Here is a 17,982-nt window from a genome sequence, read left to right on the forward strand (position 1 = left end):
ATGAATTGGGCTTTAGGAGTTATTGCTGTAATTATTGTTTATTATTTAATATCTAATTACGCTAGTAAAAATAGGTATAAAAAACTGCGTAATAAATTAGCTGAAAATTGGGGTAAACCCAAGGCTGATGAATATTACAACTTTGATATAATTAGAAGATACTTTGATAATTCTACTCTAAAATATTATCATAAAATATCTGACAAAGTTAGTATTGATCTTGATATAGATGATGTTTTTAAATTTGTTGATAGAACAACTTCAAAAATAGGACAACAGTTTTTATACTTTAAATTACGAACCATTGAAGGTTTAGAAAACTTGAAAGAGTTTGATAAACGAGTTTCGTTTTTTCAAAATAATAGAGAAATAGCTTTAAAGTGTCAATTTATGTTATCTAATTTAGATTCATATGATGCTTATGCATTTGAGGAATTAATAAATGGTGAACAAGTTAAAAAACCTAAAGTATTAACACTTTTAAAAGTATTATCTGTTTTAGCGCTAGCTTCAATAATAGGCGCATTTTTTTATCCAATTTGTAGTTTAGCTTTAGTACCAATTTTAGTAGTTAATTCCTTTTTTCATTATAAAAATAAGGGGAATATTAATTATTATTTAAATGGAGTAAGTCAGCTTTCAATTGCGTTAAGAGTATCAAAATCTCTAATAACAATTACTGAATTAAAGGCTTATTTTAAAGATGTATCTTTTATACATAAAGCAAATTCTGTTCAATTAAAAACCGCATTTATTTCTTTTGAAAAGAATTTAAGTAATGAATTTGCTTTTATTTTTTGGTTTATTATTGAAATTGTTAAAATTCAATTCAATGTAGAGTATATTTTGTTTTATAGTTTTATTGACGGTATTACTAAAGAAAAGGAAAGTATTGAGAAAATGTATCTTTTTATTGGTGAAGTAGATGCGGCTATTTCTACAGCGTCTCTAAAAGATGGGAATTTAAAATTGTGCACGCCAGAATTTACAAAAGAAAACACAATTAATACTGTTGAAATTGAGCATCCATTAATTAAAAATTGTATTCCAAATAATTTTAAAATAGTTGATAGTAGTTTACTGCTTACAGGATCTAATATGTCTGGTAAAACTACATTTATTAGAACTATAGGAATTAATAGTGTTTTGGCTCAAACATTAAATATTTGTTTTGCTACTAAATACAAAGCACCTTATTTTAAAATTTATTCATCAATTAAAATTTCAGATGATTTGTTAGATAGTACAAGTTATTATTTAGAAGAAGTTTTGTCTATTAAAGAGTTAATTTCTTCAACAGAAAATACTTTGCCCTGCTTAATTATTTTAGATGAAATTTTTAAAGGAACCAATACTGTTGAGCGAATTTCTGGAGGAAAGGCAATTTTGTCTTTTTTAAATAAAGGCAACAATGTTGTATTAGTTTCTACACACGACATTGAATTAACCGATTTGTTAAAAATTGAAAAATATCAACTATTTCATTTTTCTGAAAGTATAGATAATAACAACCTGATATTCGACCATAAATTAAAAGAAGGAAAACTTAAAACTAGAAATGCAATTAAGATTTTAGAATTGTATAAGTATCCTTCCGAAATTATTGAAAACGCCCGAAAAACTGAAACTATTTTTAATTAAACTCACTTGTAAAGTGAAGTTTTACACTTGGGTATTTACTTTGTGTCATTTGAATAGTAAAAGCAGAATCTGCTAAAAATACTAATTGACCTTGTTTATCTTTTGCTAAAAAACGTTGTTTTACACGCTTAAACTCTTTGAATTCTTCGTTTTTAGGATCTTCTGGTTCAACCCAACAAGCTTTATGTACTGGTAAGTTTTCGTAACTACATTTAGCGCCATATTCGTGCTCTAAACGGTATTGAATTACTTCATACTGTAAGGCTCCAACAGTACCAATTACTCTTCGTCCGTTTAAGTCTAATGTAAATAACTGTGCAACACCTTCATCCATTAATTGGTCTAAACCTTTGTACAACTGCTTAGATTTTAAAGGATCTGCATTATTAACATAACGGAAATGTTCTGGAGAAAAACTAGGAATACCTTTAAAGTTTAAGTTTTCACCTTCGGTTAAAGTATCTCCAATTTTAAAGTTTCCAGTATCTTGAATACCAACAATATCACCAGGGAATGATTCATCTACAATTTCTTTCTTTTCAGCAAAAAAGGCATTTGGACTAGAGAATTTCATTTTTTTATTTAAACGTACGTGCAAATAAGGTGCATTACGTTTAAAAGTTCCGGATACAATTTTTATAAAAGCCAAACGGTTTCTATGGTTAGGATCCATATTGGCGTGAATTTTAAATACAAAACCAGATAATTTTTCTTCTTTAGAATCTACTAAACGTTCTTCAGATTTTTTTGGTTGTGGTGAAGGTGCAATTTCAATAAAACAATCTAATAGCTCCTTAACACCAAAGTTATTTAATGCTGACCCAAAAAATACAGGTTGTAAATCTCCAGCTAAATACTCATCATTATCAAAGGCTGGGTATACTTCTTCAACTAATTCTAACTCTTCTCTAAGTGTTTCAGCTGCTGTACCTCCAATAATTTCATCTAATTCAGGAACTGAAATATCATTAAATTCTACACCTTCAGAAACAGTTTGTTTGTTGTCTGCTGAAAAAACATTTAATTTTTTTCCATAAATATTGTATATACCTTTAAAGTCATACCCCATTCCAATAGGGAAGCTTAGGGGAGTTACGCGTAAACCTAATTTTTGTTCAACTTCATCTAATAAATCAAATGCATCTTTACCTTCACGGTCTAATTTATTAATAAAAACAATCATAGGTATTTTACGCATTCTACAAACTTCAACCAATTTTTCAGTTTGTTCCTCTACACCTTTTGCAACGTCAATTACAACAATAACACTATCTACAGCAGTTAAGGTTCTAAAAGTATCTTCAGCAAAATCCTTGTGACCAGGCGTATCTAAAATATTTATTTTTTTGTTTTTATAAATAAAAGCTAATACAGAAGTAGCAACAGAAATTCCTCTTTGGCGTTCAATTTCCATAAAATCGGAAGTTGCACCTTTTTTAATTTTGTTGTTTTTTACGGCTCCAGCTTCTTGTATTGCACCTCCAAAAAGTAATAATTTTTCGGTTAATGTTGTTTTACCAGCATCTGGATGCGAAATAATACCAAAAGTTCGTCTACGTTGTATTTCTTCTAAAAAACTCATTTGTCAAAATTTGAGGTGCAAATATATGGTATTCTTATTAAAAATATTAAAGTTTAAAGTACTCATAATAGAAGATTATTTTAATTAATAAAAGCTTTATTAGTTGAAATATGTGTATGAATTGAATTAGTACTTGAAAGTTGATTCTTTTATTTAAGAAATTGGACTGGGTTGCTGTTATAAAAAAGAATTTTCTTAAATTTATATAAAGTGTATATAATTAATGGAGTTAAATAATGAAACTCAATATCAGTTTTTAGAAGGATTACTTACAGGTAGTCGTGTAAAGTGTTCTAATATAGTTAATAAGCTTATAGAGAATGGTATTTCAATTATTGATATTTATGAAAACATTATAAAACAAACTATGTATACTGTAGGCGAACTATGGGAGTATAATAAGATAAGTGTAGCCACAGAACACCTTTCATCTGCAATTTGTTCAGCAATTTTAAATGAACATTACTTTTTTATAATTTCTAAACAAAAAAAGGATAAAAAAGTTTTGATGGCTTGTGTTGAAAATGAGCATCACGAAATTGGAGCGAAAATGATTAGCGATATATTTGAAATGAATGGATGGAAATCTTATTTTTTAGGGGCTAAAACACCTACTTTTGATTTAATTTCTTTTGCAAAAACAATTTCACCAGATATTATAGCCATTTCTTTAAGCATATATTTTCATTTACCGGAGTTAGAAAAATTGATTAAAGCATTACGCCAAGAATTTTCAGAAACACCAATTTTAGTAGGAGGACAGGCATTTAGACATGGAGGTAAGGAAATATTGATGAATTATAAAAATATAATTTACCAGCCAGATTTGAATAGCACTGATTTATTTATAAAAAACTTGTAATAGTATGGATAAAAATTATCTTTTAGAAACAGCAAATAACTTAAAACAAGTTAGTAATTCTTCATCAAAGGAGTATGAATTGAAAGCGGAATTACTAATAGCTGAAATGAATAAATTAATGTTAAACCGTAATGATTTAGAAAAATTAGTTGGAAAAGATAACTTTGAAATGATGCAAGAAAATCATTCAAATCACGTTAGGTTTATAGCTTCAATATTGGCTAATTATAATTCAGAAGTATTAGTAGAAACAATTTTATGGGTTTTTAGAGCTTATAGAAGCCATGGTTTTTCAACTAATTACTGGTCTGCTCAGTTGAACGCATGGATGAAAATTCTTTTAAATCATTTATCACAAGAAAGTTATAATGAAATATTTCCTCTGTATGAATGGATGCAAATAAACATTCCTGTTTTTGTTAAGGTTTCTGATGAAAAACTTGAATCAACCAATACTTTTCACTAATAAATGCAAAACAATAAAATAAAAGAAATAATACTAAATTGGAGTGATGAGTTAAATACATCTCTTTTAAATAGCGATTCATTTTGTATTGCATTATTTAATATAGAAGGAACATTATTGTTTGCTAATAAAGCTATTTCTGCATTTTTAACTGAAGAGCCTAATGCAAGTTTAATAAATCCAAGTTTTAATAAGTTATTAGCTTGTGAAAATAGTGAGCCGCTAATTTTTAGTGGTTTTTTAACATTGGGAGATTATAATTCAATTAATGTATGTATTGAAGCTAATATTTATAGAAAAAATGATCAAATATTAATTCTTGGAGGAGCAAATACAACTCAGTTATTTGAACAGAATGAGAGAATGCATCATTTAAATAGAGAGGTAAGTAATCTTCAACGTAAATTAATTAAAGAAAAAAACTTATTAGAAATTACATTAAAACAGTTGGAGGAAGTAAATAGTAAACTACATGAATTAAACGTTACAAAAGATAAGTTTTTTTCGATTATTGCTCATGATTTAAAAAGCCCTTTTAATTCCATATTAGGTTTTAGTAAATTACTAGCTGATGGAGCGCCATATTACTCTACAGATAAAACTCAAAAATTAGCACATAGTATTCATGATTCATCTAAAAATACTTTTGAGTTATTAGAGAATTTATTGGAATGGACAAGGCTGCAAAGAGGAAAAATAATTCCTAATTTTACAAAAATAAATGTTAATGAAACATCTTTAGATGTTCAATTACTTTGTGAACCTATAGCACTATCAAAAGATATTAATCTGGAGTTTGAACTAGATTCAACTTTTTATGTTAGAGCTGATAATCAAATGTTGAAAACTGTACTTAGAAATTTAATATCTAATGCTTTAAAGTTTACTTATCCTAATGGAAATGTTAAAGTAATAGCCAAAAATTTAGAAAATGATATTTTATTTATAATCTCAGATACAGGAATTGGGATTGAGTCTAAATATTTGAATAACTTATTTTCAATTGATTGTAATTTGTCAAATAAAGGAACTGCAGATGAAAAAGGGACTGGATTGGGTTTAATTCTATGTAAAGAATTTATTGAGAATCAAAATGGAAAAATTTGGGTTGAGAGTGAAATAGGTAAAGGAAGTGAATTTAAATTTACCTTACCAAAGTACTAAATATTAGTTACTATTTATTTTATAACTATTTTCATAACACCTTATTAAATTATTTAATTTTCGATATTGGATTCAATAAAACAATTTAGAAAATATCTTTAAAATTTCAGTTCTAAATTCATTCAATAAATAACTATATTTGTAGCAATTCAAAATAAAAAATGAAAGAAGAACAAGTAATTTTAGTAAACGAAAACGATGAACAAATTGGCTTAATGCCAAAAATGGAAGCACACGAAAAAGCAATGCTTCATAGAGCATTTTCGGTATTTGTATTTAATAATAAAAACGAATTAATGCTGCAACAACGCGCTGCTGAAAAGTACCATTCGCCATTATTGTGGGCAAATACATGTTGTAGTCACCAACGTGATGGTGAAGCAAATTTAGATGCTGGTAAAAGACGTTTGCAAGAAGAAATGGGGTTTGTTTGTGAATTGGAAGAAAAAACTTCGTTTATATACAAAGCTCCTTTTGATAATGGATTAACAGAACACGAACTAGATCATATTATGGTTGGGTATTATAATAATGATCCTGTAATTAATAAAGATGAAGTTGAAAGTTTTAAATGGATGAGTTTAGAAGCTGTTAAACAGGATATGGAAAAGCAACCTGAAATATATACAGCTTGGTTTAAAATTATTTTTGACAAGTATTATGAATTTATAAATAAGTAATTGCAATGAAAGTAACCGTAAATAGAAAGGCACATTTTAATGCCGCTCATAGATTGTATAATGCAGAATGGACAGATGCTAGAAATGCTACTGTATTTGGTAAATGTGCTAATCCAAACTATCACGGGCATAATTATGAGTTAATTGTTTCGGTTAAAGGAGAAATACATCCAGAAACAGGTTTTGTTATGGATATGAAAGTTTTAAAAAAACTAATTGAAAAAGAAATTGAAGAAAAATTTGATCATAAAAATTTAAACGAAGAAGTTGAAGAGTTTAAAGATTTAAACCCAACTGCCGAAAATATTTCGGTAGTTATTTGGAACAAGTTGCGTTCTAAAATTGCAGACAATTTAGAGTTGTCAATAACTTTGTACGAAACGCCAAGAAATTTTGTTACTTACACTGGTGAGTAAAAAAACCTGCTAATTATTAGCAGGTTTTTTTATGCTTTTATTTTTGAGGTACTTTACAAGTATTTATTCCAAAAATTGAATATAGCGGACAAATACTAACAACGCTTGTTAATACAAATATTACGGCAACAACTATGGCAATTATAGCAATAGTGCCAGAAATTATGTTTGTAAAATAAAGAGCTGCTAAACCAAGAGCTATTATTATTCTAATAATTTTATCGGTAGATCCCATATTTTTATTCATATCAGTAAATTTTTAAAAGTTAATATATTGCAAATATATGGGGTTCAAATAAGCTATGCAGTGACTATAGTCACCACTATTTTATTAATTCAATAGCATTGCTATGCTGTTTTACCTTATTTTCGGATTCTAATTTTTTAATTATTCGGCTAATTACTTCTCGCGCCGTACCTAATTCATTCGCAATTTGACGGTGTGAAATTTTTAGCGGATTTTTTTGAGTAAAAGTCTTTTTTTCAACAAGGTAATTGTAAACTCGAACATCTAATTTATCGAATAATAAGTGATTTATTGTTTTTAAAAGTTCGGTATACCTAACATTATATTGCTTGTAAAATAACTGATTTAATGTAGGGTAATTTTTTAACCAATTAGGAATTAAGTTAGCTGGTAACAAAAGTACTTTAGTATCTTCCTCAGTTACTGCAAAAATTTCACTAGGTGCATTTTTTTGAATTGCAGAAAAAGACATAATGCAACTTTCGGAAGGTTTTATATAATAGAGTAGAAGTTCTTTATCTTCATACCTAGAAAATACTTTAATTAAACCTTCAATAACAATAGGAATAACTTTTATAAATTGTCCTTCTCTAACTAATTCTTTATTTTTTTCTATTGAAACTATGTTAGAAGCTTTTTCAATTTCTATTAATAGATTTTCATTTAGAAAACCTAAATTTTGTTTAATTACTTCTAAACTCATATTTAAATTAGTCTTTTTTCTGCTTGTTTAATTCGTCTTGTAATTGGCGTCTAACTTTTTGTTCACGTTCTAAAGCAACTTTTCTATGGTTCTCAAATTCTTCTTCAGTTTCAGTAAGTCTAGCCTTAATTTCTTTAGTAACACTGTTACTTTGTTTAAATTTACCTATAAATACAATTAGTAGTGCAATTAAACCTCCAATTATACTAAACATAATAGTTTTAAATACGCCTTTTCCAATTTGAATACCAAATAACGAAATGCTTTGGTTTTCATTATTAAGCTTATCTATTATGTTTTTAGATTCTGTTAATGAGTTGTTTAGATTGCTAATATTGTTTTTTTGTTCTTTTATAGTTTTGTAGTTGTTGTTAATTTCAACTTTTGAAGCTTTTATAGAGTCTGAAACATTTTTTTTAAGTTTTAGAATCCAATTAGCTTCAACAACTTTATAAGTTTGGTATTTATTTGAATTTTTATATAAATAATCAAACTGTTCATTTACAGTTCCTTTATTGCTAAATTTTTTCGATTTTTGGCTAAATACTGTTGTTGTAACTAAACATAAAACTAGTATTGCTAAACAATTTTTATACATGAAAAATAATGGTTTTATAAAATATAACGATGTTAAAATTTACTTATTGTTGTTATAGTATTCATCTAACTGTAACAAATAGATTTCTTTTTTTTCTTCAGAAAGAAATGAATACTTAAAAGAATTTTTTGCTAACAGGTAAATTTGTGATTTTGAAAGGTTTAACGCTTTTTGAGTTTCAATATAATTTTGGTTTACTTGACCACCAAAATATGCTGGATCATCTGAATTTATAGTAATATTTAGTCCTAACTCTAACATTTTTTTAAGCGGATGATCTTTTAAATTATCTACAACTTTTAATGCCGTATTAGAAAGCGGACATACAGTTAAAGCTAAGTTACGTTTAATAATCTCTTTAATTAAATTAGCATCTTGTAAACTATTATTACCGTGATCTATTCTTTTAATTTTCAATAAATCTAAGGCTTCCCATACATAGTCTGCATCTCCTTCTTCACCTGCATGTGCAACTGGTATGTAACCTTGTTTTATAGAAGCTTCAAAAACATTTTTAAATTTTGAAGGTGGATTTCCTTTTTCTGAAGAATCTAAACCTACAGCTGTAATTAAATGCTTAAATGGTAACGATTGTTCTAAAGTTTTAAAAGCATCTTCTTCACTTAAATGGCGTAAATAACTCATTATTAATAATGAAGAAACATTTAAATTTTCTTCAGCATCTTTACAAGCTTTAGAAATACCTTTAATAACAGTTTCAAAAGTAATTCCTCTGTGCGTATGCGTTTGAGGATCGAACATTATTTCGGTATGTTTTACATTTTGTGCAGCACATTTTTGAAGGTAACTATATGTTAAATCATAAAAATCTTGTTCTGTAATTAACACTCCAGCACCTTGATAATATATATCTAAAAAGTCTTGTAAACAGCTAAATTTATAAGCTTCTTCAATTTCTTTTATGCTTTTATAAGGTATTTTAATATTGTTTCTCTGAGCTATTTTAAACATTAATTCAGGTTCAAACGATCCTTCAATGTGTAAATGTAATTCAGCTTTTGGTAGATTATTTATAAATTCAATCATTCGGCAAAAATAGTTATTTATTTAAATCGATCGTCAGATTTAACATTTTCAATGGCAACTTTAGTTTTTGAGGCTAACCATCCTTTTTTTGTATTGAAACGATTGTCAAAATCTTCAAAAAAGGGTTTTATATCTAATAAAGGTGAATTATTTACCATATCTACATCTAAAATATGAATAATATTATCTTTAATACTTTCAATTTTTACAGTAGATATTCCAAGCTTGTTAGGTCTTTTAGGAGATCTAGTAGCAAATATTCCTTTAGATTTTTTATCCATAAAAGGTATTACTTCTAATTCTGGTTTATTAATTAAGTGTAAGTGGTAAATTAAAATAATATGAGAAAACCCTTCAATATTTTTTAAACCTTTTGAATATTCTTTATTTAGTATAATTGTACCTTTAGTGTTTTGAGCACCAGTTGGTTGAATGGGCATGTTTTCTGGTGTTAACCAAGGTGTTTTAATTGTTCCTATACTGTTTAGAATAATTTTATGCTCTTTCATTCTATTATTTTTATACTAAAGTACATGTTTTTGATAAATTACATTGTTTATAAGTAGTTAATAAGATTAAACTTTCTTATTAAAAATTGAATGGTAATCTTTATAAATTTGTTAAGAATTTGGTTCATTAGTAATTATACAATTACTTGGATTAAAAGGGAATTTGGTGTAATTCCAAAACTGTTCCCGCAGCTGTAAGCTTTAAATTAGGTTTTACAATCTTTTGCCACTATCAAAATTTGACGATGGGAAGGCGTAAAACTAAAGTTAGTCAGAAGACCTGCCAATATTCATTAAGTATGTTAAACTTTCGGGAGAAAGGTTTACAGATATTTTTTAGAGATAGCAAATATTTTTTGAAATCTGAAAGGTTGATAATTGCATCAAGCTTACTAAATAATATAATAAATTTATTTAAGATGAATTACTCTGATATTAACATTGCGTTACAAGAAGTGCCTGGCGAAATTAGTATTTCGTTTACTATTACTGGGTGTAATATTAAATGTGACGGCTGCCATTCTTCCTATTTATGGAATAAAAACAATGGAAGTGAGTTAACAGAAGAGTTGTATATAAAAACATTGAGTCGGTATAAAAACTTAGCGAGTTGTATATTGTTTATGGGAGGAGAATGGCATGAAAAAGAATTAATCAAGTATTTGAAATTAGCACGAACTCTAAACTTTACAACTTGCTTATATACTGGCAAAGAACAAGTTTCACAACAAATTTTAGACCAATTAACCTGGATTAAAACAGGGCCTTGGATAAAGGAATTAGGAGGTTTAGATTCTCCTATAACAAACCAACAATTTAAAAAAGTTAATTCCTACAATACACTAAACCATTTATTTTTAAAAAACTAAACTATGATTAGATTAACTGAACAACAACTTTCAAAAAAAATAGATTTTATAGAAAACTATATAAATTCTAGTAATGCTGCAGATGGTTCTGCGGTAGATGCCAACGCTAATGTTACTTCAAAAAACATTGCAACAATGGAGGCTGAATTAAATAAAGATATTAATATTCAGGTAAATAGAAGTTTAGTTAAAAATAAAATAAGTGAGTTGTTTGGCGAAGAAATGTCTAATGAATACATACGCCAAATAGAAGATCACGAAATTTATGTGCACGATGAAACATCATTAAAACCTTATTGTGTTTCAATAAGTATGTATCCTTTTTTGTTTGACGGGTTAACAAAACTAGGAGGAGAAAGTAAAGCACCACAGCACTTGGAGAGCTTTTGCGGAGAATTTGTGAATTTAGTTTTCGCAATTAGCTCTCAATTTGCTGGCGCTTTAGCTACCGTAGAGTTTTTAATGTATTTCGATTATTTTGCTCGTAAAGATTATGGCGATAATTATTTAGAAACTAACGGTAAATTAGTAGCTAACCATTTGCAACATGCGGTTTATGCTATCAATCAACCGGCAGCTGCACGAGGTTATCAATCTGTTTTTTGGAATATTTCATTATACGATGAGGCTTATTTTAATAGTATGTTTGGTGAGTTTGTTTTTCCGGATATGACTAGACCAAGCTGGGAAAATTTAAAGAAAACACAACAATTTTTTATGAAATGGTTTAATGCAGAACGTAAAGAGGCTGTATTAACTTTTCCTGTAGTTACAGCCGCTATGTTGGTAAATGAAGGTAAACCGGTAGATAGTGAGTTTGCAACTATGTGTGCTGAAGAATTGAGTGAAGGAAACTCATTTTTTATATATCAATCTGAAAATGCAGATAGTTTAGCGTCTTGTTGTAGACTTAGAAATGAAATTAGCGATAATACTTTTAGCTATTCTTTAGGAGCTGGAGGTGTGGCTACGGGTTCAATTAATGTAATTACATTAAATATGAATCGTTTGGTTCAAAAAGGAAAAGATTTAAAATTAGAAATTGAGAAAATTCATAAATATCAAGTTGCTTACAGAAAATTAATTGAAGAATATAAACAAGCAGGTATGTTACCTGTTTACCAAGCAGGTTTTATATCGTTAGATAAACAATTTTTAACCATAGGTATTAATGGTATGGTTGAGGCTGCTGAAAGCCAAGGAATAAAAGCTCAGAACACTATTGAATATAAAGATTTTGTTCAAAATAAATTAAAGGTAATTTACGAAGCTAATAAAGATGCGAAAAGACATTATGGCTATATGTTTAATACCGAGTTTGTGCCTGCAGAAAATTTAGGTGTTAAAAATGCAAAATGGGATAGAGAAGATGGTTTAAAGGTCTCGAGAGATTGTTATAACTCATATTTTTATGCTGTTGAAGATGAAGAAATGAATACTTTAGATAAAATATTACTGCATGGTAAAGAAACTATTCAATATTTAGATGGCGGATCTGCATTGCATTTAAATTTAGAAGAAGCGCCTAATAAAGTAGGGTTTCTAAAGCTAATTAATGCTGCAGCTGTTGCTGGGTGTAATTATTTTTGTTTCAATATAAAAATTACTATTTGTAATAAATGTAGTTATATAGACAAACGTACGTTAACTAGTTGCAGCAAATGTGGTAGTACAGATGTTGATTACGGTACACGTGTTATTGGTTATTTAAAGCGAGTATCAAGCTTTAGTTCGCACAGACAAACGGAGCATCATTTACGTCATTATCATACAACTACAAACCCACAACATGTTGTAAATTCAAAAAAAAGAAATGCAGTGTTAAATGAATATTTATTAAAAGAACAAAGTTTAATTAAAAATTAATAACTTGTTAGTTAATTCTAGGGTTAAATATGATTTTTTCAGAATATAATGAATCAACAAATATTATTGAAACTAATTTCAAAGGAGAAATTAGTACGCATGATATTTTAAATTATATAATTACATTAAAAGAGGAGTTTACAACATTACAAAATAGAAAAATAATTTTAGATGCAACTAAAGCTATTTTTAATGTAAAAATTAATGAACTTCAAAAAATTGCAGAAGCAAATAGCATAGCTTCTTTGCTTTATAAAAATACTTTTATTGCCATAATAATTGATTCACCTAAAAATACTGTTTTATCTATGTTATATAAAGAACTAGTGTTGAGTGATTCTGTTGAATTCAATATATTTTCTACAATTAACCGCTCTAGAGAATGGCTAAATAACTTTTAATACTTGTTTACTAAATGGAATGTATAGTTCACTCATTCTAACTATATCTTTTTTACGATATGGTTTAATTTAGCTTGTATAAAACCAAACAAGCTATGAGATTTTATTATTTATCATTATTTTTTTTAACACAAATAATTTTTAGTCAATCTAAAGATGTTAGTGGAGTAGTTAAAGATACTAGTGGACCTTTACCAGGAGCTCAAGTTGTAGTTAAAGGAACTTCAATTGGAACGCAAACAAATTTCGATGGTTATTTTAAATTACACGTTCCAGACTCTATAAATACGTTAGTAATAAGTTTTGTTGGATATGAAACGAAAGAAGTAGAAATTATAAAAAACAATGAACAGAAAGAGTATGTTTTAGAGGATAATTTACTGCTAATGAAGGAGGTAATTGCATTTTGTTATTTTTACCCTCGATATATAGGTTTGCATTATTTTGGCGGAGTAAACCATTCTATGAATGGTATTTCAATTAAATACTTTGATCCATACTTATTGTCGTTACCGTTTATTTCAAAATTTGAATTAGGATATCAAATAAAAAACAAAAAGAATAATCAATTATATGCAGAACTAGGTTTAATAAACATTTTCTATTTTAATAAAATAAACGTTGGTGTAAAAGCTTTATATTCTAAAATTAATGTTGGTAGCCTTGTTGATTTTGAGAGTGTAGGAGTAGAAGTTAACCTCACTAAAAATTTAATTTTTAATAGAAATACTATTTTAATCACTGGGTTTGGAAAATCTAATTTCAAAAATAACTCTATAAATAACTCAAATTATGGGTATACAATTGGTGTTAATCAAAATTTTCCACACGGTATAAAAGCAACTCTTAAAACCACAAACTGGCAAAACTATTGGCAATTACAAACAGAAGTAAAATATTCTTTAAAAGAAATAAATATGTTTTATAAATTTAATAAGATAGAAAATTATATAGAGCATAATATTGGAATTGGCTATAATTTTAACTTTTAAACCAATTGCAGTTATAAATGTTAAACTGCAATTGGTTTAAGTTTATTATGATGCCATAGAGACACTACTTTTTAATTGAAATTTAAAGGTGGCTCTACAAATTGTTTCTTTATTAGATTTGTTTAGTTTGCTTACAACTATTGAAAAATGTAAATCTTTTGTGTCTAACTTAATAATTTGACCTGTAATTGATAAGTTTTCATCTAAATAAGCATTTTTCAAAATTTGAAGCTTGTATAAACGAGGAGTAGCATAAACAATATCTGAATGTTCTGATATAACTTTTTTAACAAAGTTTTCCATTTCGGTATACAATACGTTACTTAGCAATGCATTGTTATTGTTTACTGTACTTTTTGTAACTGTGAAGTTTGTATTAGGATTTGCAATTTTATTTTCGAAAGTTTTCATGTTTGTAGTTTTAAGTAGTTATTGTAATGGGTATTGGAACTGGTGCTTTGTATGTGGAATTTAAAATTGTACGTAGCATATAAAATGCGATTTTTACTTGTTGTTGAATGGTGACTTGTTTCATAATTTTCTATTTTAATTAATATGTAATGCAAAAAAAAAGATGCTTTTAACAAAAGCACCTTTTTTAATATTTTTATATGATTATTATTTGTATCATTTCCCAAATGGATTGAAAGTGCTATTTTTAATATATACAGGTTGCTGTTTTAAATTATGCATGGTAATAAACGAACAGGTCGAGACTATAATGGCCTTGACATTGTTTAGTAATAGATTGTATATATTGTTGAATTCTTTCATTTGTTATCCAAAAATAGAAATAATATTTAAAAAACAGCTAAAAACTACATTAATTTAATGTAAAGCATTGTTTTTGTTAAATGATTAACAGATTTGAAGTCAATTTTAAGTAAATTTTCACAATAAATTAAAATTTCACTAAATCTATTATGTGTACATTTGTATATATAATTAAAATAACCATTATGGCAAGTATAAAAAATTTAAAGAAAGATATAAATTACGTATTAGGTGATATTATTCAAGAGTGTTTAGTTTGGGAACTTTTAAATCCTAAAGGAGATGTAAAAGGACCACAAGCAATTGTAGATGAGGCAATTGTTATTTTTGATGATTTAATTGTGCGTTTAAATGAAAAAGGTGTTGAAAACAAAAAGAGTCACTTTAAAGCTATTGGTAAAGATTTAGAGACTTCAGCAAATAATTTGATAGAAAAAATTAACAAATTGTAATTTTTTTTGTAAATTTAAATACTAAAAGTAGTATTTGTTACGTTTTTAAAATACCAACTAAAATCTATTAATTTATGGCAAGAGCAATGTACGAGTATACCAAAACCGTGCTTCAAAAAGTTAGCTTTAATAAAGATTTATTTAAAAAAGAGTTAGAAAAAGCAGTAAACAGATTATTACCATACGAAATAAAAGAATTAGTAGTATGGTTAAAAGAGTTCACCTCAAATAAACCAGAACTCAATGTTTGTTTAAATTTGGTAGAAAATAATAAAAAAAGGAGCTTTTAAGCTCCTTTTTTTTGTATTGGACTTATAATTTTTACATCATTAAAAGCAATTACGCCTCGTATAACACTATCTATGGTGTTTTTTAATACTTCTATAAGGTGTATTTTTAATTGCGATTTATGATATATTATACTTACCTCGCGAGCAGGTACAGGTTCTGTAAAATCTCTTAAATGAATTTTTTCTTTATCATTTAAATCTAAGGTTTGTAAATAAGGTAATAAGGTCATTCCTAAACCTTCTTTAGAAAGTTTTATCAAGGTGTCAAAACTTCCACTATGTAGCTGAAAATGGCTATTTTTACTTCCAAAGGTGCTACAAAGGTTTAATATGCTTTCTTTAAAACAATGTCCGTCTTCGAGTAATAAAATATCATCTACATCTAAATCGTCTACTTTAAGTTTTAAATGTTCGTACAATCTATGTTCTTTTGGTACAAAACCAACAAAAGGTTCGTAATATAGTACACGTTCTTTTATTGCTTCGTTTTCTAAAGGTGTAGCTGCAATGGCAACATCAATATGGCCATCGGCTAATTTTTTTACAATTTCTTCTGTAGTAAGTTCTTCAACTTTTAAATTTACTTTAGGGTATCTTTTAATAAAAGTTTTTAAAAATAAAGGTAATAGCGTTGGCATTATAGTGGGTATAATACCTAATTTAAAATCTCCACCTACAAATCCCTTTTGTTGATCTACAATATCATTAATTCTGTTGCTTTCATCAACAATAATTTTTGCTTGTTCAACAATTTTATCTCCAACCTCTGTTAATTGAATAGGTTTTTTGTTTCTATTAAAAATTTTAGTGTCTAATTCTTCTTCTAGCTTTTGAATTTGCATGCTTAATGTTGGTTGTGTAACAAAACAATGTTCTGATGCAACAGTGAAATTTTGATATTCAGCAACCGCTAAAACGTACTTTAACTGGGTAATAGTCATAACTATAAATATTTATGATAAAGATATTAAAACTATCAATTGTAATTATAATATTTATCACTTTTTTTTGAACAATTTTGTATCAGAAAATAACACGAAATAATAATATTAAAATTTATAAAAATGAGTACAACAATAATAGGTTTAAACAAAGTAAAAGCAGAAAATTTAACAGTAAGTTTAAATGATTTATTATCTAATTTTCAAGTGTATTACCAGAATTTAAGAGGATTGCATTGGAATATTAAGGGAAAAAACTTTTTTGAATTACACGTAAAGTTCGAAGAGTTTTATACAGATTCTCAAGAGAAAATTGATATGATAGCTGAACGTATTTTAACATTAGGAGGAACACCACTACATACTTTTGTAGATTATACAGAAAAAGCAAGTGTGCCAGTTGGCAAAAATGTGTCTAATGATGTTGAATCTGTTCAATTAGTAGTTAATTCTTTAGCTGAATTATTAAAAATTGAAAGAGCAATTTTAGAAGAGTCTGATAATGCAGATGATGAAGGTACTAACTCGATGATGAGCGATTTTATTGCTGAACAAGAAAAAACAGTATGGATGTTAAATGCTTGGTTACAATAAACACCTTTCTTACACTACATAAAACTAAAAAAACAAAAAAGCCGCTATTGCGGCTTTTTTTGATGATGTTTCCAAAATCTTCGTTTTCGATTTAAATCATTTTCTCTTTCTAAATACTCTTCTGGAGTAATAACTTTTAAAAATGATGGATGTTGTTCTATTTCGAATTCTATTCTTTTAACAATATCTTCAATAGATTCGTTTTCGTAATCAATTTCCATTGGTTTTTTAATAACCATAGATTGTAATACGTTTCGTTTTTTTATAAGTAATCCTTTTTTATCAAAAGAACGTCTAAAACCATCTATAACAACCGGTACAACTACTGGTTTATAGGTTTTAATTATATGAGCAGTTCCTCGTCTAATTGGTTTAAAAGGAGTTGTTGTTCCTTGAGGAAATGTTATTACCCAACCATCTTCAAGTGCTTTTTTAATATTACTAATATCACTCATTTTAACTTGGCGGTTTACATCTTTACCTTGACTTCTCCAAGTTCTTTGAATAGAAATAGAACCAACATAAGCAAATATTTTAGGTAATAGTCCAGCTTTCATAGTTTCTGAAGCTGCTATATAGTAAATATTTAATTTTGGATCCCATATATAACCTATATTTTTAATAGAATCTATTCTTCCTTTTAAAGAAGCGTTAAAAACGTGTAGCATAGCAGCAACATCAGCAAAATATGTTTGATGATTAGCTATAAATAGTACATTTTCTTCAGGTAAATCTCTAATAATTTCAGAACCTTCAATTTCGAGTTTGTTAAATCTTCTGTATCTTCCGTGAGAAACAATTCCGAAAATTCTAATAATCCATCTTTTTATGAAAAGTATATGTCCAAATGGATTTCTTTTAAATAGTGGCATTTATGGGTTTGCTTGT

At 27.4% G+C, this 17,982-nt stretch carries 22 protein-coding genes and 1 riboswitch; of the genes, 13 read left to right on the top strand and 9 right to left on the bottom strand.

The features are described 5' to 3' along the window. On the top strand, positions 1-1,641 hold the full coding sequence (locus BLU40_RS14850; protein WP_090125343.1) for a MutS-related protein: 1,641 nt from the start codon (positions 1-3) through the stop codon (positions 1,639-1,641). Here BLU40_RS14850 and BLU40_RS14855 read toward each other — a convergent pair. After that, positions 1,634-3,223 (bottom strand): peptide chain release factor 3, encoded by a 1,590-nt coding sequence (locus BLU40_RS14855; protein WP_090125346.1) that lies wholly within the window; start codon positions 3,221-3,223, stop codon positions 1,634-1,636. The two genes, BLU40_RS14850 and BLU40_RS14855, sit on opposite strands and share 8 nt — an antisense overlap. A 223-nt stretch (positions 3,224-3,446) precedes the next feature. Here BLU40_RS14855 and BLU40_RS14860 point away from each other — a divergent pair, with 223 nt between their 5' ends. The 5 genes from BLU40_RS14860 (at position 3,447) to BLU40_RS14880 (ending at position 6,811) form a co-directional block, all read left to right on the top strand. Then, the gene (locus BLU40_RS14860; RefSeq protein WP_090125348.1) at positions 3,447-4,085 is read left to right on the top strand and encodes a cobalamin B12-binding domain-containing protein; all 639 of its coding nucleotides are present in this window, start codon (positions 3,447-3,449) and stop codon (positions 4,083-4,085) included. 4 nt (positions 4,086-4,089) lie between these two features. Then, positions 4,090-4,551: a hypothetical protein gene (locus BLU40_RS14865; protein WP_090125351.1), complete on the top strand. Its 462-nt coding sequence runs from the start codon at positions 4,090-4,092 to the stop codon at positions 4,549-4,551. A 3-nt stretch (positions 4,552-4,554) separates the two neighbouring features. Beyond that, positions 4,555-5,715: a sensor histidine kinase gene (locus BLU40_RS14870; RefSeq protein WP_090125355.1), complete on the top strand. Its 1,161-nt coding sequence runs from the start codon at positions 4,555-4,557 to the stop codon at positions 5,713-5,715. A gap of 161 nt (positions 5,716-5,876) precedes the next feature. Beyond that, positions 5,877-6,395, top strand: a complete 519-nt coding sequence (gene idi / locus BLU40_RS14875; protein WP_090125358.1) for an isopentenyl-diphosphate Delta-isomerase — start codon at positions 5,877-5,879, stop codon at positions 6,393-6,395. A gap of 5 nt (positions 6,396-6,400) precedes the next feature. Further along, complete coding sequence (locus BLU40_RS14880) at positions 6,401-6,811, top strand: 6-pyruvoyl trahydropterin synthase family protein (RefSeq protein ID WP_090125361.1); 411 nt, start codon at positions 6,401-6,403, stop codon at positions 6,809-6,811. Positions 6,812-6,848: 37 nt separating this feature from the next. Here the strand turns inward: BLU40_RS14880 and BLU40_RS14885 are convergent, their stop codons facing one another. From BLU40_RS14885 to tsaA, 5 genes are all read right to left on the bottom strand, one after another. Continuing rightward, positions 6,849-7,058 carry a YgaP family membrane protein gene (locus tag BLU40_RS14885; protein ID WP_090125364.1) on the bottom strand — a complete coding sequence of 70 codons (210 nt, stop codon included), beginning with the start codon at positions 7,056-7,058 and terminating at the stop codon, positions 6,849-6,851. A 76-nt stretch (positions 7,059-7,134) separates the two neighbouring features. Next, the gene (locus BLU40_RS14890; RefSeq protein ID WP_090125369.1) at positions 7,135-7,761 is read right to left on the bottom strand and encodes a Crp/Fnr family transcriptional regulator; all 627 of its coding nucleotides are present in this window, start codon (positions 7,759-7,761) and stop codon (positions 7,135-7,137) included. Between the two features lie 7 nt (positions 7,762-7,768). Next, positions 7,769-8,359: a hypothetical protein gene (locus tag BLU40_RS14895; protein ID WP_090125372.1), complete on the bottom strand. Its 591-nt coding sequence runs from the start codon at positions 8,357-8,359 to the stop codon at positions 7,769-7,771. Positions 8,360-8,398: 39 nt separating this feature from the next. Next, the gene (locus tag BLU40_RS14900; RefSeq protein ID WP_090125375.1) at positions 8,399-9,406 is read right to left on the bottom strand and encodes an adenosine deaminase; all 1,008 of its coding nucleotides are present in this window, start codon (positions 9,404-9,406) and stop codon (positions 8,399-8,401) included. A gap of 17 nt (positions 9,407-9,423) precedes the next feature. After that, positions 9,424-9,915, bottom strand: a complete 492-nt coding sequence (tsaA, locus tag BLU40_RS14905; RefSeq protein ID WP_090125376.1) for a tRNA (N6-threonylcarbamoyladenosine(37)-N6)-methyltransferase TrmO — start codon at positions 9,913-9,915, stop codon at positions 9,424-9,426. Between the two features lie 103 nt (positions 9,916-10,018). Further along, positions 10,019-10,217: riboswitch (cobalamin riboswitch) on the top strand. 117 nt (positions 10,218-10,334) lie between these two features. On the opposite strand from tsaA, the gene nrdG reads away from it, so the two are divergent. From nrdG to BLU40_RS14925, 4 genes are all read left to right on the top strand, one after another. Continuing rightward, positions 10,335-10,784, top strand: coding sequence for an anaerobic ribonucleoside-triphosphate reductase activating protein (gene nrdG, locus BLU40_RS14910; RefSeq protein WP_090125379.1), 450 nt, complete (start codon positions 10,335-10,337; stop codon positions 10,782-10,784). 3 nt (positions 10,785-10,787) lie between these two features. After that, complete coding sequence (gene nrdD / locus BLU40_RS14915; RefSeq protein WP_090125381.1) at positions 10,788-12,650, top strand: anaerobic ribonucleoside-triphosphate reductase; 1,863 nt, start codon at positions 10,788-10,790, stop codon at positions 12,648-12,650. A gap of 29 nt (positions 12,651-12,679) precedes the next feature. Then, entirely contained in the window at positions 12,680-13,051 is a 372-nt protein-coding gene (locus tag BLU40_RS14920; RefSeq protein WP_090125384.1) for a hypothetical protein, read from the top strand. Positions 13,052-13,146: 95 nt separating this feature from the next. After that, the gene (locus BLU40_RS14925; protein ID WP_090125496.1) at positions 13,147-14,043 is read left to right on the top strand and encodes a carboxypeptidase-like regulatory domain-containing protein; all 897 of its coding nucleotides are present in this window, start codon (positions 13,147-13,149) and stop codon (positions 14,041-14,043) included. A gap of 45 nt (positions 14,044-14,088) precedes the next feature. On the opposite strand, the gene BLU40_RS14930 is transcribed toward BLU40_RS14925, so the two are convergent. Then, positions 14,089-14,454 (bottom strand): hypothetical protein, encoded by a 366-nt coding sequence (locus BLU40_RS14930; protein WP_090125387.1) that lies wholly within the window; start codon positions 14,452-14,454, stop codon positions 14,089-14,091. Positions 14,455-15,002: 548 nt separating this feature from the next. Between BLU40_RS14930 and BLU40_RS14935 the strand changes: the two genes are divergently transcribed. After that, entirely contained in the window at positions 15,003-15,269 is a 267-nt protein-coding gene (locus tag BLU40_RS14935) for a hypothetical protein (protein WP_090125390.1), read from the top strand. A gap of 74 nt (positions 15,270-15,343) precedes the next feature. Beyond that, positions 15,344-15,559, top strand: coding sequence for a hypothetical protein (locus BLU40_RS14940; RefSeq protein WP_090125393.1), 216 nt, complete (start codon positions 15,344-15,346; stop codon positions 15,557-15,559). Here BLU40_RS14940 and BLU40_RS14945 read toward each other — a convergent pair. Next, complete coding sequence (locus BLU40_RS14945; RefSeq protein ID WP_090125395.1) at positions 15,556-16,500, bottom strand: LysR family transcriptional regulator; 945 nt, start codon at positions 16,498-16,500, stop codon at positions 15,556-15,558. The two genes, BLU40_RS14940 and BLU40_RS14945, sit on opposite strands and share 4 nt — an antisense overlap. Before the next feature lie 123 nt (positions 16,501-16,623). On the opposite strand from BLU40_RS14945, the gene BLU40_RS14950 reads away from it, so the two are divergent. Beyond that, positions 16,624-17,094, top strand: a complete 471-nt coding sequence (locus BLU40_RS14950) for a Dps family protein (protein ID WP_090125397.1) — start codon at positions 16,624-16,626, stop codon at positions 17,092-17,094. Between the two features lie 44 nt (positions 17,095-17,138). Here BLU40_RS14950 and BLU40_RS14955 read toward each other — a convergent pair whose 3' ends face one another. Next, positions 17,139-17,966 (bottom strand): lysophospholipid acyltransferase family protein, encoded by an 828-nt coding sequence (locus BLU40_RS14955; protein ID WP_090125400.1) that lies wholly within the window; start codon positions 17,964-17,966, stop codon positions 17,139-17,141. Positions 17,967-17,982 lie beyond the last annotated feature (16 nt).

It is taken from the genome of Lutibacter oricola, assembly GCF_900106565.1.
Taxonomy (GTDB): domain Bacteria; phylum Bacteroidota; class Bacteroidia; order Flavobacteriales; family Flavobacteriaceae; genus Lutibacter; species Lutibacter oricola.

What these genes read in the sequence shown, in the direction of transcription:
- BLU40_RS14890 (WP_090125369.1), bottom strand. Translation starts at nt 7,761, where the DNA reads ATGAGTTTAGAAGTAATTAAACAAAATTTAGGTTTTCTAAATGAAAAT.
- BLU40_RS14925 (WP_090125496.1), top strand. Translation starts at nt 13,147, where the DNA reads ATGAGATTTTATTATTTATCATTATTTTTTTTAACACAAATAATTTTT.
- BLU40_RS14945 (WP_090125395.1), bottom strand. Translation starts at nt 16,500, where the DNA reads ATGACTATTACCCAGTTAAAGTACGTTTTAGCGGTTGCTGAATATCAA.
- BLU40_RS14885 (WP_090125364.1), bottom strand. Translation starts at nt 7,058, where the DNA reads ATGAATAAAAATATGGGATCTACCGATAAAATTATTAGAATAATAATA.
- BLU40_RS14900 (WP_090125375.1), bottom strand. Translation starts at nt 9,406, where the DNA reads ATGATTGAATTTATAAATAATCTACCAAAAGCTGAATTACATTTACAC.
- BLU40_RS14880 (WP_090125361.1), top strand. Translation starts at nt 6,401, where the DNA reads ATGAAAGTAACCGTAAATAGAAAGGCACATTTTAATGCCGCTCATAGA.
- BLU40_RS14950 (WP_090125397.1), top strand. Translation starts at nt 16,624, where the DNA reads ATGAGTACAACAATAATAGGTTTAAACAAAGTAAAAGCAGAAAATTTA.
- idi (WP_090125358.1), top strand. Translation starts at nt 5,877, where the DNA reads ATGAAAGAAGAACAAGTAATTTTAGTAAACGAAAACGATGAACAAATT.
- BLU40_RS14930 (WP_090125387.1), bottom strand. Translation starts at nt 14,454, where the DNA reads ATGAAAACTTTCGAAAATAAAATTGCAAATCCTAATACAAACTTCACA.
- BLU40_RS14865 (WP_090125351.1), top strand. Translation starts at nt 4,090, where the DNA reads ATGGATAAAAATTATCTTTTAGAAACAGCAAATAACTTAAAACAAGTT.
- nrdG (WP_090125379.1), top strand. Translation starts at nt 10,335, where the DNA reads ATGAATTACTCTGATATTAACATTGCGTTACAAGAAGTGCCTGGCGAA.
- BLU40_RS14855 (WP_090125346.1), bottom strand. Translation starts at nt 3,223, where the DNA reads ATGAGTTTTTTAGAAGAAATACAACGTAGACGAACTTTTGGTATTATT.
- BLU40_RS14870 (WP_090125355.1), top strand. Translation starts at nt 4,555, where the DNA reads ATGCAAAACAATAAAATAAAAGAAATAATACTAAATTGGAGTGATGAG.
- BLU40_RS14920 (WP_090125384.1), top strand. Translation starts at nt 12,680, where the DNA reads ATGATTTTTTCAGAATATAATGAATCAACAAATATTATTGAAACTAAT.
- tsaA (WP_090125376.1), bottom strand. Translation starts at nt 9,915, where the DNA reads ATGAAAGAGCATAAAATTATTCTAAACAGTATAGGAACAATTAAAACA.
- BLU40_RS14895 (WP_090125372.1), bottom strand. Translation starts at nt 8,359, where the DNA reads ATGTATAAAAATTGTTTAGCAATACTAGTTTTATGTTTAGTTACAACA.
- nrdD (WP_090125381.1), top strand. Translation starts at nt 10,788, where the DNA reads ATGATTAGATTAACTGAACAACAACTTTCAAAAAAAATAGATTTTATA.
- BLU40_RS14850 (WP_090125343.1), top strand. Translation starts at nt 1, where the DNA reads ATGAATTGGGCTTTAGGAGTTATTGCTGTAATTATTGTTTATTATTTA.
- BLU40_RS14860 (WP_090125348.1), top strand. Translation starts at nt 3,447, where the DNA reads ATGGAGTTAAATAATGAAACTCAATATCAGTTTTTAGAAGGATTACTT.
- BLU40_RS14935 (WP_090125390.1), top strand. Translation starts at nt 15,003, where the DNA reads ATGGCAAGTATAAAAAATTTAAAGAAAGATATAAATTACGTATTAGGT.
- BLU40_RS14955 (WP_090125400.1), bottom strand. Translation starts at nt 17,966, where the DNA reads ATGCCACTATTTAAAAGAAATCCATTTGGACATATACTTTTCATAAAA.
- BLU40_RS14940 (WP_090125393.1), top strand. Translation starts at nt 15,344, where the DNA reads ATGGCAAGAGCAATGTACGAGTATACCAAAACCGTGCTTCAAAAAGTT.